The organism is Rhizobium sp. N324, assembly GCF_001664485.1.
GTDB lineage: Bacteria > Pseudomonadota > Alphaproteobacteria > Rhizobiales > Rhizobiaceae > Rhizobium.
In genome coordinates this window covers 345,394-359,159 of record NZ_CP013633.1, presented here as the reverse complement: position 1 = coordinate 359,159, position 13,766 = coordinate 345,394, and the positions used below count along the sequence as shown (strand labels likewise).

Genomic DNA, 13,766 nt, shown 5'->3' with positions numbered 1-13,766 from the left:
TCCGGCAAACTCGGCGCGGTTCTTGAATCTCAAAAAGGGAACCGGCTATAGGCTTGTGTTTTTAAGCAAAACGTCACCCTCCACTCCTCGGGGATACTCAACTACCATCTGGAAGGAAGGTAAGAGCTCAAGAATGGCGCGCAGGGGAAGCTGGCCTTCATAGAGCTCATGATCACTATACTCAGTATATATGTAACGCGTTCTCATCAGGATCTGATTGCCACCGGCAATAACGTCGGCCTCGGCTCCCTGCACATCCATCCAGATGAGATCTATGTTCTCTAGGCCAGCTTCGCTGCACCAGTCATCCAGCCTCCTAGTCTCAACCGAAATCGGAGGGTCAAACCGAACCCACTCGTACTCAGAAAGATGGTTCTTGGGACGGCGTATCGAGCCCGAGAGATCCCATTCCTTAGCGCTGTCATTGCCATTGCTGGGATGAAACTCGATCATCCCGTTCCGGTCGCTGATCGCAACCTCGGATAGCCTCATCCGATCCCGATCAGAACCCATTTTCTCCTTGAAGCGTGCAGCGGCTCTGGGGTCTGGCTCAAAGCAATAGAGCTGGGCGCTCGGAAGAAGGCGCAGAAAGCGTTGAGCATCGCTTCCGTCATTGCACCCAATGTCAAAGACTACAGGGTTAGGCTTATCGAGAAGCGAAACGATCTGTCGATGTACGTTTAACTCACACACCGGATCCATCACAGTCTCCTTAACTTTTCGAAGTGCCCCTGCTGAACGAGCTCGGGCAGGATATCACTGAAATACCGAGCCATTTGGCCCTTCTTTCGACATGGTTGTTGACGCGTCGCCGTGCGATTAGGTGGGCACGGCGCATTGTCGGTCGCGGGCTTTGTTATTCGCGAGTTTGTTTGGCGTAACGAAGCGACCCCAAGCTATGCTGAAAGCCCACTAGTCACCGAGGCCTCAGCGGGGACGGATAACTGTGATTTGCGGCCACGTACCGGGCTTAAGCATATGCAACGCTGCTCCCAAATCTGCCGAAGTTCATTTAGGAAAGTCTCACGACTACCTGAAACAGGCGCGATTCCATCCAAAATGTCGCCAACCAGGGCTTCTCCCTCAATCCTAATTAGCTGTTCAAACAACTCCGGTGAAATACGCACGGCCTGCAGGCTGGAGGCGCCTGTGCGGATCTCACATACAGTCTCTTGCCGATCCAGGGTGGAATATGCACGCGCCTGATGGAGACTTGCGTAAGGTGGCAAGGAAACTGCTAGTTTATTCCACTCCTCCATCGTTGAGATTCGCTTCTTGACGAGAAATGGACCGATCACAAGTGCATCCAGGTCGGTCGTCAAAAAAGTCGTTACGGCATCCCTAACCGAATCCACTACCGGCTCGGCGTTGTTGTTAAACGACGTGTTGAGCAAGATCGGAACGCCGGTTCGCTTCCCGAAAGCATTGATTAGCTCCCAATATGCGGGATTTGTCTCGCGTGACACTGTCTGCAAACGAGCCGTACCATCTACGTGCGTGATGGCGCCTAGCGAACCACGCTTGGGTTCGCGCACAGATACTACGAAATTCATAAAAGGAAATTTGCGCAAGGTACCTGGCAGATCAAAAAATTCCACGGCGTCCTCCTCCAATACCGAGGGAGCAAATGGGCGGTAGCCTTCCCGCTTCTTGACCATCATATTAATTCGATCCTTGTTTGACGCCGGCCTCGGATCAGCAAGAATACTCCGGTTGCCTAGCGCCCGTGGACCGAACTCCGAACGCCCCTGCACCCAGGCGATCACGGCGCCATCCGCAATCCATTCGGCTGCTTTGCCTGTCACGTCATCACTCCGTTCAATTTCGAGATGCTGGCCCCAAGCAAAAAGTTCCTCCTCCACGCTTCCTTCGCTCTCCAGGTCGGGTCCCCAATAGACGTTTTGCAAACGCTCACGAGGTGCCGGATGCCCCAGATCAAGAGACGCCATCAATGCGGCGCCTAGTGCGCAGCCAGCGTCATGGGCAGCCGGTTGCACGAAGATGTCGTCAAACATCCCCGAGTACAGCAGCTTGCCATTCAAAGTGCAGTTGTGAGCCACTCCTCCGGCCAAACACAGTCGTTCGATGCCCGTAACCTTGGTGTAATGCCGTAGGACGTGGAACACGATCCGTTCCAGTGCTTCCTGCAGTGAAGCACTCACATCTTTATGCTGCTGCGTGAACGGCGTGCCTTTCTGGCGTATTTGAATGTTACTGAGCAACGTAGGACCAACTCGGTCGAGATGGACCCGATAACCACCGTCGTCTAGGAGTTCGTAAAATTGTTCGAAGACCTCGCGGTACGAAGCGGGATTGCCGTAAGGTGCCAGACCCATGATCTTATATTCATCGAACGCGCCATAACCTAGGTAGCGGATCGTTTCCAAGTATAGCAGCCCTAGAGAATCATTCTCCGGAAATGTCACGAGTGGCTCAATCTCCGTGCTGGAACCAATCGCCAAAAGCCCCGAAAGAAAGTCTCCACCGCCGTCAATTGAGAGGACCAAACTTCGCTCGAAGCCCGACATGAAAAACGAGCTCACCGCGTGCGACATATGGTGGCTCACGAACGACACGCGTGAGGGATCAATTTCGGCACCAAATTCTTGCCCGAGTAATCCGCACAACAACAGTCTCGCATCCGGTATTGGGGTGCTTGGGTGAGAGAGGCGCACGCGCTCGAGCACAGCGTTGCAATAGGCCTCGGTCGCATAATACGCGATGCGGTCGATGTCGCTCAGGTGAACACCTGCAGATGCGAGGCAATATTGAATCGAACGCGTTGGTAACTTGTTGGAGTGCTTGATCCGGTTAAGGCGCTCCTCCTCGACCGCCGCTATCACTCGCCCGTCGCGAACGAGAACCGCAGCCCCATCGTGCATAAAGGTGTTCGGTAGATCGAACGAATTTTCGTAGACTCTGCTTAGACCGCCACTGAGCCCTAGACACAGCATGTTGCTCTCCAGTTCGTTTCGAAAGGTAGGTCGCTCTGGTCTGGCCACCGGCTTTCGTAGTTTCATAGGGTGGCGCTTGACAGTGCAGCTAGAGCTCACGGGTCGAAGCCGAAATCAGATCGTGACCGGATCGGTGAGATTGCGGACAATCGGCGCTAACAGAGCCCCAGACCGAAGCATTTGCGGCAGTAACGCCGCGTAACGTATCCACATTACCCAGTCCTTCATCTTTCCGCCCGACAGCCACAACGACGTTTGGTGGTCGCTGCAAAGGTCGCAGACCGTATCCTTGCAGCGGCGAGTGCGCCTGCGTTGGCTCCGAGGCATAGCACACAGAATTCCGCCGCCGGCCTCCGTCATTCGCATATGCGCCAGTACCGAACTCAGCTCCCACGCGGTGGGGCCGCCATTGATAATCATGTCGAACGGCGCCCACGGCGTGAGAACCGATCTGCAACAACGCTAGAAGGGGAAGCAGTAGAAAGATGACCAGCGCGCGGTGAAGACGAATAGGAGGCGGCATCGACCGGGGCAAAAGTGCGTCCCGTGAGAGCCCACTGAAACGTCGAGAAGCAACGACCAAGATTCTACCCGATCAAGTCGAGCGCAAGATAACGATCGAGACCAGGCAGCAGACCGACTGCCTCATCTCGTTTTCCCAGCACAGTCTCCACGGCACCCGAGGACCCATTTTAAGAACTCCGAATTACGGCTTTTACAAAACGCTTCTTCAGCGTCTTCTAATGGCAACCGTTTCGATCAGTAAAATCGATTGTTTGGATGGAACGCATTCACGAAAACGATGGCGTGACTCAGCAGTGAAGCGAGCGGCTACCCCATCCTTCTCTCTATGGCGGCCGTGTGCAAGGCAGATCCGCCTATGACATTCGACCGACAAACTCCTCGTGTCTTGTCATAAAAGCAACACTCCTTCGCTACTCTTGTTTCAGCCGACAAAGCCAAGCCGCATGTTCGTCTCGGCACATCAATGAGCCTAATGGCGGCGCTAGCTGCAAGGAAACTGCGTTCGGTCTTGGTCAGCACCGCCGCTGCGAGTGCCGCGAAACGTGGGCCAAGCGCTTCAACATTTTCCCCGGCGTAAGTGCGCAGCATCTGGTCTTTGAAGCGCCAGCCGACGAAGGAGAAGCCTGGGTTGGTGCGCGGCTCCTTCACCACTTTAGGGACCGGGACGATAAATCGGCAGAGGCCGCGGTAACTCCAAAAAATAACGCGGCGCTAAAAAATTGGCCTCAGGCTAGACCGTGGGTATAGACTGGTAGTCCGGTAGGCGCTATTCGTGCTGTTCCAGCATAACATCAGCCACCCCGTGGATTCTCCAAGGCCTCTTATATTGAAAAAAGTGCAACGCAGTTTTGCCGTCGAGTACAAGAACGGCAGGCGAAAACTTGATGCCAGATCGAACTCGATCTGGGGCAATGTGGATCTAAAGTCAGTCGCGCGCGATCTAGAGGAAGAGGCATTGCCTTTTCTGTCAGGTAGCTCTCAGAGTGGCAAACCCGACAGCGAAATGTCTTTGCCGGAACAAGATCAGGCCGAGCAGTTGTTGACAGCGCCTCTCGGGCCGTCGACAACTGCATCAGATACACAGGAGATGAGCATGGCCGACGAGACTAATACGACAACCAAGGTCGATGGACAGACCGTTGTCGAAACGCCTAATGCGCCGAAGAAACAGCGCAAACCGCGCGCCAAAAAAGTCGCGGCACTCGCGACCGCGTTAGCTGACGCTACGGCAGAGCCGGCAGCTGCGCTGGCCGGGGACGGTGGTGTGAAGAGGAGAGGGCGCAAGACAAAGGCTATCGAAGCCACGGCGAGCGCCAAACGCGCACCTGTGCGCCGTGCTCCAAAGGCTGTGCAGGCAGCGCCGGCTGCCCCGATGACGGCGAGCGATGAAATGGCAGACCTTTTGCAGTTGGAAGAGGAAAATCAGCGGCTGCGCAAGCTTCTTGCTGAAAAACTTCGCGCTGAAAATGAAGATCTGCGCAAACGGCTCAAGCTCGATTGATATAAGCAACCGGTCAATAAGCGACCGTATCTACATTCTTATCGAGACAAACAATTCGGCAACGGTAATGCTGTTGCCGGACCCCAAACTCACTGCCTGCTTGCGGGATAAAACGCGAGGTCGGATAGATGGCGTCTCCCTGGAAACTTCTTGCCCGACTGATCTCACCGGGTCGCGAACAAAAGCGAGAAAACGGCTCGGACCAGAAGGTTACGCCGGACACATTGGCCATTGCCGGTCCGACCGAAACGCCTGCCGAGAAGAGCCTGATAAGCGCCGTTCGACCGGCAAGCGAGGGGCCTCCCCGTCACGGCCATTCTCCTGCAATTTCCACCGAGTTTGTTGTTTCTAAGGAAGTCGGAATCGGTGGCCACGATCAGGTCGAAGGCCAAGATGCCAAAAACGTTGAGGCGGCCGATCCACCTCCATTCGGCGGGCTTAGTACCGACATCGCCGCTGGGCACGATGCTACGAGGCTCGAGCGAACTCTCGAGGTCGCCCCGCGTAAGAAGGCATCAGCCGCGATTGCAAACGCTGCCCCGGCAGTTCACACTGCGGACCAGATGAGCCTCGACGAAGACATCAGGGTGCTCAGGAGGCAGCTAGCCAGAAAGCTAAGGCTGCAAAACGCGCAGTTGAGAACAATGCTGGAGCGGTTTGAACGGTGACCTGTCGCAGTGCAACAACCTGTCGCCCTGGGCATGTAGTGGGGCCAGCGGCAGCATCACTTGTGTACGGCAAGGACAAAAATTGGGGTCCGAACACGGTCCCATTTCGTCGAGATCAACGACAAGAGTGTTTAGGCCATGTTCTAGGCATTTAACCGCGCTCGATCGCCACCGTGAACATCGAGCCTGCCGCAGGTTTCCTGGATGCGCGTCTCCGCCGCCTGCGCAATCGAAGCCGCATTGGTGGCGTCAAGCTGAACTGTCCGGGCGTCTGGTCCGTTTTGAACGAAGGTGTCGCCTGCTTCAAGTTGGCGCGCGCAACCGAGCCGGTGAAGCCGTGCTGCGCCAGACCTTTCACGATATTTGACGGCGGATTTCTTTACCAGTGGCGAGAGCTGAACTGTGACGCGATCGAGACCGACACATGCCATGGACTGCGAATTCAGCGATCGATTTAAAATCGAGCAATTGGGGGCTTGCCTCCTGCCTAACATCTCGACGAACTCGAGCTCGATTAAGTGATCACTCCAAGGCCCTCCGTTTGCCAGTCTAGATCGGCTGGCGGCCAAGATAAGCATCGAACGCGGCAGCGACATGGCGAAGGGCAGAGCGACGTTCGTGCCGCACACGGACTAAACCGTTGTCAAACTCAACGATCCCATCCTCAGCCAGAATCTCTAGCTGCTTAGCTGAACTCACTAGATGGGTTTGATCAAATCCCTGAGCCGTACAGATTGCTGATATGTCCGCCTCCAAGTAGCACATGAGCTGTTCGATGATTGCAGCTCTTACGCGATCCTCGGTAGTTAAACGGTAGCCCCTTGAGATCGCCAAGCGGCCGGATGCTATGTGCCGGTTATAACAGCTTTGCGTGAGATCGTTTTGAGCGTAACCGTCGCCGCAACGACCAATGGCGGACGCGCCCAAACCGATGACAGTTGAGCAGGTTTCGGCAGAGTAACCAAGCGAATTTCGGCGCAGACGACCAGCTCTCTGTGCTATTGCAAGCTCGTCATCCGGCAAAGCAAAATGGTCGAGACCAATTTGCAGATAGCCTGCTGCAACTAACGTATCGGCCATGGCTGAGGCCTGCTCAGCTCGCGCGGCTATATCGGGCAGTGCTGCTGTGTCAATCAAGCGCTGATTTTTTCGAAAAGATGGAACGTGGGAATAACCGAAAACCGCGAGGCGGTCGGGACGCATCGCAATAGCTAACATAGCGCTCTCGAGACAGGACTGGACGGTTTGGTTCGGCAAACCGAACATCAAGTCGAAATTGATACGCCTGACCCCATGCAGGCGGAGGTTTTCGACGGCAGTCGTCACTTGCGCCTCGCTCTGAATCCGGTTGATCGCTTTTTGTACGACGGGATCGAAGCTCTGCACACCGACGCTTGCGCGATTCACACCGGTTCTTTCTAGGGCTTCGGCCATATCGGTGGTGAACGTGCGCGGGTCGACCTCAACGGCAATGGTTGCACCTCGCTCAAGCGCAAAACGGCCGCGCAGGAGTTCCATTAGCGACAGGAAGTCTGCCGATGGCATAATGGTCGGGGATCCGCCGCCAAAGTGCACGTCACCCACGGAGAGTGCCTGCGGCACTTGCTCGGCGACCAGGCGGATTTCCTCGCGCAGCATTGCTAGATAATCGGTTATCAAAGTGTCCCGACGAGTGATGCTAGTCGGAAAACCACAATACCAGCACATCGAGCGGCAGAATGGAATGTGGAGATAGAGCGAGACAGCGTCATCAGTTCCCTGGCTTCTCAGCCATTGCTCATAAGTGTGGGCGCCGATTTCTGGAGAAAACTCCTGTATTGTTGGGTAGATAGTATACCAAGGCAACTGCACTCCGCTTTTTGTGTTCGGAACGAAAATCGACGACGGTGCGCGCAAAGACTTTCGCCTGCAGTCCGTGTCACGTTCACATACAATATTTGACACGTTTTTTTCCTTCGAAAGCTTGGTCCTATTGGGCACATGCCACGCCCGGAATGGACTTGATGTTCGATTTGACGTCGCATTCGGAAAGGGCCTTCGGCTCATCGCCAGGCTCGTCGCCGCTCGTTGCGACGCTGAGGTGCTTCTTGCGGCGCTTCGCCGCCTTGTCTGGATATTGCGCTAACACTTCCGCAATGAGCTGTTCATGCAAAACGCTGTCATTCTCGTAATCAAGGCTCATGGGCCCCTGCCCCTTTCAAGGTTCGGGTTAGGTCGTCGTCGCCGAAGCGGCTTTCTTGGAAGGACGCGCTGGCGCAAGGGCCAGCGCGTCCTGTCGACAGCGGCAGTTATTGAGCCGCAACCACCGCTGACTCCTTGGCCTGTAGTTCGGCCAGCATCTGCTCGTCGCTCTTCATGATGCCGAAGTCGAGCAGCATGTCTTCGAGCTCTTCCATGGTAATCGGGGTCGGAATGGTCCCTTGGCCCGAATTGGCATGGATCTTCTCGGCTAGCGCCCGATATTCCCCGGCCTGCTTGGAGTCCGGCGCGTACTGGATCACCGTCATCTTCCTGAGCTCGGCGTGCTGAACGATGTTGTCACGCGGCACAAAGTGGATGAGCTTGGAATTGAGCCTGGCAGCCAGCGCCTCGGAGAGGTCGAGCTCGCGGTCCGTCTGGCGCTCGTTACAGATCAGGCCGCCGAGCCGCACGCCGCCGGAATGGGCATATTTCAGAATGCCCTTGGCGATGTTGTTGGCGGCATAGAGCGCCATCATCTCGCCGGACATCACGATGTAGATCTCCTGGGCCTTGTTCTCACGGATCGGCATCGCAAAGCCACCGCACACCACATCGCCGAGCACGTCATAGGAGACGTAGTCGACATCGTCATATGCACCGTTCTCTTCAAGGAAATTGATCGAGGTGATGACGCCGCGCCCGGCGCAGCCGACGCCCGGTTCCGGACCGCCGGACTCCACGCACTTGATGCCTTTGTAGCCGGCCTTGAGCACGTCCTCGAGCTCAAGGTCTTCCACCGAACCTTCCTGCGCTGCCAGATGCAGAACCGTGTCCTGTGCTTTGGCGTTCAGGATCAGCCGGGTGGAGTCGGCTTTCGGGTCGCATCCGACGATCAGGATCTTCTGCCCGAGGTCGACAAGCGCTGCGAGCGTATTTTGGGAGGTGGTGGACTTGCCGATCCCCCCTTTGCCGTAAAATGCGATTTGACGCAAATCTGACATATCGCCTTCCTTCTTTCGTTCCATCCATCGCTGAGTAAAAGGCAGGCAGCTCGCGCCGCCTCGCATGGCAATCTTCAAAACCCGTGCCATGTGGGCAGCAGCATATAAAACAGTTGTTTTGCTGATCTTCAGCTATTTAATTCCAAACTTTCGAAGGCAGGATCGACAAACTCTTGTCTCGAAACCGCCAAACTGGATGAAGCGGCTGCGAGGTCTTGTCGGTTGGAAATCGCTTGCGTCAAAGATCAACAAATCTCGTCCGTATCCTTACATCTCAGGCGAGGGACAGAAGTAGTGTGGCAAGTCGTAGAGCCAAACAGATCGGTACCGCATTGACGGCCAATCGGCTTCGCACCGCGCGTCGGAATTAAGGCCGGATGATCAGCAGAACGCATATGAAGGCAGTAAGCGACAAGCTGACCCCATCTGGCGTCAGTAGCGTTGGCCGCTGTATTGCGGACAGACGATTCACAAACTGTGAGCTTCTATGTCTGCGCCTAGCTCTGGAACTAGAAACTTCCATATGATCGAGGCTGTTCCGGAACGGCTTGAGGGCGCCCCACGGCAATTTCGGCGCCGCTGGTCCGATGATTTTAAAGCGCGGGCTGTGGCTGAGGCAATGGAGCCCGGCGCAAGCGTCTCAGCCATCGCGCATCGCATCGGCATACATCCCTCGCAGCTATTTGGCTGGCGTCGTGATGCTCGTGACGGACAACGATCCTCCTCGCAAGATCGGGCTGGTCAGACGGAGACTGGGACGATTGGCACACGTGCGATGATCGAGCTTATCATCGGCGACGTCGTTATCCGGGCCGACGCAGATATCGGCGAAGCACACCTGCAGCGGGTGATCCGAGCGGTGCGGTCGGCATGATCCCGTCCGGCGTGAAGGTCTTTCTTGCGAGCCATCCCATCGACTTCCGAAAGGGGCCGGACAGCTTGCTTTCGCTGGTACGGGATGCTGGCAGTGATCCGTTCAACGGTGCACTTTATGTCTTTCGGGCCAAGAGAGCAGACCGAGTCAGATCGTGTGGTGGGATGGTTCCGGCGTTTGCCTCTATGCGAAGCGGCTGGAAAAAGCACAGTTCTGTTGGCCACGCATCGGCCATCATCGCGTCCAGCTCAATCATGCCCAGCTTCTGGCTTTAGTCGACGGAATGGACTGGAAGCGGGTTCGATCCACGCCGGTGAAGCCTCCCGAGATTGTTGGGTAAAACCGCTGCGGCGAAGTGAATCAGGTCCCTGAAACCATGGGCGGATCGCGGCAAAATATGCTCTGATCATACCCATGACGCGACCCGATATCGAGCTCCCGGATGATGTAGAGGCTCTGAAAGCCATGGTTCTTGCCATGGCCGCAAAAGCAGCCCGCGTCGAGGCTTTGGAGAAGCAGGTTGACGATCTAGAGGCCCGCAACGCGGACGCCAATGAGCGCATCGAGCGGCTGACGCAGATCCTGAAGGCTTTCGATCGCGCCCGATTTGGCCGACGCTCGGAAAGGCTTGCATCATCCACCGTCGATGACGAGCAGCATGCCTTTGTCTTCGAAGAGATCGAGACCGGCATTGCGACGATCAAGGCTCAGGTCACGAAAGGCCGCGGTAGCGCGGACAGCAAACGCGCTCCGCGGCCACGCAAGGGCTTTGCGCCTCATCTTGAGCGCGTCGAGGTCGTGATCGAACCGGAAGAGCTTCCAGAACATGCAGGTAAGACCAAAATCCTGATTGGAGAAGACGTCTCCGAGCGGCTGGATGTCGTGGCAGCGAAGTTCCGTGTCATCGTCACCCGCCGGCCGAAGTATGCCTTTAGGAACGAGGATGGTGTCGTCCAGGCGGCGGCTCCGGCACATATCATCGAAGGTGGCATTCCGACGGAAGCACTTCTGGCCCAGATCGCCGTTTCCAAATATGCCGACGGGCTGCCACTCTATCGCCAGGAAGCCATCTACGCACGCGACAAGGTCGAACTCGACCGCAAGCTGATGGCTCAATGGATGGGCAAGCTGGGGTTCGAGCTCAATATCCTCGCCGACTACATCCTCGATGAGATCAAGAAGGCCGAACGGATCTTTGCCGACGAAACGACCTTGCCCACACTTGCACCTGGTTCCGGATCAGCGAAGACGGCATGGCTATGGGCGTATGCCAGGGATGACCGGACTTTTGGGGGCAGCGGTCCACCGATGGTAGCCTATCGCTTCGAGGACAGTCGAGCCACCGAGTGTGTCGCACGACACCTGAGCGGCTATCGTGGAATCCTGCAGGTCGACGGATATGCCGCTTATAACAAGCTCGTCCGGAAAGATGGAGGCAATGACAGCGCCATCCTGGCCGGCTGTTGGTCGCACAGCCGGAGAAAGTTCTACGAGTTGCATGTCGCAAAGAGCTCGAAGGTCGCTACAGACACCGTCGAGCGTATGGCGAGGTTATGGGAGATCGAGGAGCGTGTGCGCGGCCAAAGCCCTGAAGCTCGTGTCGCTGCACGCCAGGAGATCTCCGCAGCGATCGTCCGTGACCTCTTCACTCTCTGGCAGGCGACCCTGCCACGGGTCTCTGGAAAATCCAAACTCGCCGAAGCTCTGCGGTATGCCATCTCGCGTCGAGACATCTTCGAGCGCTTCCTGACCGACGGCCGCATCGAACTCGACTCCAACATAGTCGAGCGAGCAATCAGACCCCAAGCGATCACGAGGAAAAATAGTCTATTCGCTGGAAGCGACGGTGGCGGCCGGACTTGGGCGACCATCGCGACGCTCCTGCAAACGGCAAAGATGAATGCAGTCGATCCGCAAGCTTGGTTGACCCAGACGCTTGAGCGCCTTGCGAATGGATGGCCCAGCAGTGAAATCGACGCGCTCATGCCATGGAACTACGCCGCCTGAACGGCCACGGCTTGTCGCTTACTGAAGGCACAGTAGAGATTGTCGCTTACAACAAGCTCGCTGTTATGCTGTCTCCATGAACAAATAGGAGGAATGCCGACAGCTTGGCAGCTGAAGTCTTGCAGGCCCGGATTGTTCCGCCATTGGCGAGATTGACAACGGAGCCGGTTTCGATTGTCAGCGGGCCAAATTCTGGAGGAAATGCTCGAAGGCTACAGCAAAGATCGTGAGCAAGCTATCAAGTTAAAGCGCTAGTCGCGGATGCTTTTTTCCGGCCGCACGCTCAGCTCCGACAAATTGTAGATCGCGTAGTCGAATATGGCGAAGAGCTTAAGGCAATTTTAGTAGGCGCTATAGAATGGACCGATGATCATTATCCGACGACGACATCACCGCTCATATTTAGGAAAGTGACATTTGCGCGTGCCCGCACAGTCGCAACATCGGGAGCAATAATCCCCCGTATCGGTTCAACGTCGCCGGACAAGCCCGCCAAGATTGCATCTGTGGCCTTTACGTTTTCAAGATCTCGCGCCCGACGAACTCTGCCGCTCCAGAAAGACTTCCGCTTTCCTCAGGGAGAAAGCATTCATTAAAATCGCCGCATTCCTTGCAGCTGGGAGCGCTACAAAGGGAAAAGCCTTCAGCTTCGCAAATCTTGCGGTAGAAATATTTTTTCCACCTCATGTTGCTGGTGTTGCCTGCCGCCAGCGCCGGAAAATGCGCGAACAGCAATCTCCTAAGTTCGGCTTTGTCATGCAAGCCGAGATCCCGCCAGAGGTGGTCTTCACGCATGGAACGTCGCGCAATGATCTTAGCAAAACGCACGCCCTCAGGGTCGCCTGGCCGCACATGCGCTAGGAGCATGTCGCGCAACAGTTGCTCCTCCGCATCAGGCACGCAATCACTCGCCTCTTGCAGGGCAAAGGCGCGGATAAGCCTTGCCGGGAAACTGCGGGTTGTATCCCGCAGCTCCCTAAGCGAAAGGCCGGTTGCCTCGGTCGCGGTGGCAATCCCCATCTCAATTTCTTCAAGTGCGCGCGAAAAAAAGCGGAAGAGCACATAGTCATCAAATAACTTGAGACCCATCTGGCATGGTCGGCTGAAATAGAGTGTTTGGCAATCGTCGCAGTGGTCGACGGCTATGCCGGTTTGACGTGCGGCGTCCACAGTTGGTACCGCTACCGTCAAGACCCCGATGTGATGCACATTTGGCATGCGCTTCGTCGCTTTCTCCAATAATCGAATTCAGTTGGCTGCTTTGGTCCCCGGAAGGCGAACATTCAAAGGTTGTGCCAACTTGAGCAAGTGACAATTGAAGCCGGCTTTTCAATCACTCGATCGCCTGTGCAGCGGGAGGCGATCCCGCCTCCCGCTGTCGTCAAACGGACAAACGCAGGCTTTCAATCTGCGGCGCCGATTGAGCAGTCTGAGTGCGGCAATCTGAGGGAAGATCGAAGATCAACTGCTGCGCAACGACGCCTTAGCCGTCGATGAGAGTTATCATATGTCTCTTCGATAGTCCTCAGAGTAGTTGGAGACCGGGCCTGTTCGCCACACTCCGAGGGCCGCCGCCATAGCGAGCAACATGGCGGCGGCAGTATCTCTCCGGGATACGCAATAAAATCTGCCGCTTCCTATCTATTGCATTTTTTTACGTTCTCCGCTGACGTCGCGATCACCTTGTTTGGTTAGACGCTTTGATCATGCACCAAGGTCGCTAATCAGGAAAAATAGATTGATTGGATGCCGTCATCCGCGTTTTGAATAGCACTAAAAACGCGGCACCAAAAACGCCTGGGGACCGAGCGCGAACTCGCGACCGCGGCACTCAGCACACTTTAAGTAAGCCAACAGTGAGCGCGGCTGTTGCCCCGGTTGCGCTAGCCAAATGTCGTGATGCTCGGATGGAACTTGCCGATTGCAAATTTTCTTTCTGCTTTCAGCGTCGCAAGGGGTGCCTTGATAGAAGCTCCACTCGTCAGCTTCTCGCGTCTGCAGCATGAGAGATGATTTCCAATTCTGCCGGGGTATTCGTACAGCGTACAGCTCTCG

10 protein-coding genes and 2 pseudogenes are annotated in these 13,766 nt (G+C 55.9%); 6 read left to right on the top strand and 6 right to left on the bottom strand.

Going from position 1 to position 13,766, the window contains the following annotated elements:
• Positions 1 to 45 precede the first annotated feature (45 nt).
• Positions 46 to 702 (bottom strand): FkbM family methyltransferase, encoded by a 657-nt coding sequence (locus AMK05_RS27180; RefSeq protein WP_064842741.1) that lies wholly within the window; start codon positions 700 to 702, stop codon positions 46 to 48.
• 194 nt (positions 703 to 896) lie between these two features.
• Positions 897 to 2,954 carry a carbamoyltransferase family protein gene (locus AMK05_RS27175; RefSeq protein ID WP_064842738.1) on the bottom strand — a complete coding sequence of 686 codons (2,058 nt, stop codon included), beginning with the start codon at positions 2,952 to 2,954 and terminating at the stop codon, positions 897 to 899.
• A gap of 1,351 nt (positions 2,955 to 4,305) precedes the next feature.
• Between AMK05_RS27175 and AMK05_RS27165 the strand changes: the two genes are divergently transcribed.
• The 3 genes from AMK05_RS27165 to AMK05_RS35400 all read left to right on the top strand — a co-directional run bounded on the left by AMK05_RS27165 (position 4,306) and on the right by AMK05_RS35400 (position 6,106).
• Entirely contained in the window at positions 4,306 to 4,980 is a 675-nt protein-coding gene (locus tag AMK05_RS27165; protein ID WP_064842875.1) for a hypothetical protein, read from the top strand.
• A gap of 128 nt (positions 4,981 to 5,108) precedes the next feature.
• Positions 5,109 to 5,648 (top strand): hypothetical protein, encoded by a 540-nt coding sequence (locus tag AMK05_RS27160; protein ID WP_004679185.1) that lies wholly within the window; start codon positions 5,109 to 5,111, stop codon positions 5,646 to 5,648.
• Between the two features lie 173 nt (positions 5,649 to 5,821).
• Positions 5,822 to 6,106, top strand: coding sequence for a hypothetical protein (locus AMK05_RS35400; RefSeq protein WP_171899866.1), 285 nt, complete (start codon positions 5,822 to 5,824; stop codon positions 6,104 to 6,106).
• Positions 6,107 to 6,197: 91 nt separating this feature from the next.
• Here AMK05_RS35400 and hemN read toward each other — a convergent pair whose 3' ends face one another.
• The 3 genes and pseudogenes from hemN to nifH all read right to left on the bottom strand — a co-directional run bounded on the left by hemN (position 6,198) and on the right by nifH (position 8,830).
• Complete coding sequence (gene hemN, locus AMK05_RS27155; protein ID WP_082935765.1) at positions 6,198 to 7,544, bottom strand: oxygen-independent coproporphyrinogen III oxidase; 1,347 nt, start codon at positions 7,542 to 7,544, stop codon at positions 6,198 to 6,200.
• 88 nt (positions 7,545 to 7,632) lie between these two features.
• Positions 7,633 to 7,830, bottom strand: a pseudogene (locus AMK05_RS27150) (hypothetical protein); the annotation flags it as partial.
• Between the two features lie 106 nt (positions 7,831 to 7,936).
• Positions 7,937 to 8,830: a nitrogenase iron protein gene (gene nifH / locus AMK05_RS27145; RefSeq protein ID WP_004675840.1), complete on the bottom strand. Its 894-nt coding sequence runs from the start codon at positions 8,828 to 8,830 to the stop codon at positions 7,937 to 7,939.
• 523 nt (positions 8,831 to 9,353) lie between these two features.
• Between nifH and AMK05_RS34900 the strand changes: the two genes are divergently transcribed.
• The 3 genes and pseudogenes from AMK05_RS34900 to AMK05_RS27135 all read left to right on the top strand — a co-directional run bounded on the left by AMK05_RS34900 (position 9,354) and on the right by AMK05_RS27135 (position 11,711).
• Positions 9,354 to 9,704: a transposase gene (locus tag AMK05_RS34900; protein ID WP_082935752.1), complete on the top strand. Its 351-nt coding sequence runs from the start codon at positions 9,354 to 9,356 to the stop codon at positions 9,702 to 9,704.
• Positions 9,701 to 10,044 (top strand): annotated as a pseudogene (gene tnpB, locus AMK05_RS36280) (IS66 family insertion sequence element accessory protein TnpB). The gene AMK05_RS34900 and the pseudogene tnpB overlap by 4 nt, the downstream one beginning before the upstream one ends.
• A 74-nt stretch (positions 10,045 to 10,118) precedes the next feature.
• On the top strand, positions 10,119 to 11,711 hold the full coding sequence (locus tag AMK05_RS27135) for an IS66-like element ISRle3 family transposase (protein ID WP_064842498.1): 1,593 nt from the start codon (positions 10,119 to 10,121) through the stop codon (positions 11,709 to 11,711).
• A gap of 513 nt (positions 11,712 to 12,224) precedes the next feature.
• On the opposite strand, the gene AMK05_RS27130 is transcribed toward AMK05_RS27135, so the two are convergent.
• Positions 12,225 to 12,929 carry a nitrogen fixation protein NifQ gene (locus tag AMK05_RS27130; protein ID WP_064842735.1) on the bottom strand — a complete coding sequence of 235 codons (705 nt, stop codon included), beginning with the start codon at positions 12,927 to 12,929 and terminating at the stop codon, positions 12,225 to 12,227.
• Between the last annotated feature and the right edge of the window lie 837 nt (positions 12,930 to 13,766).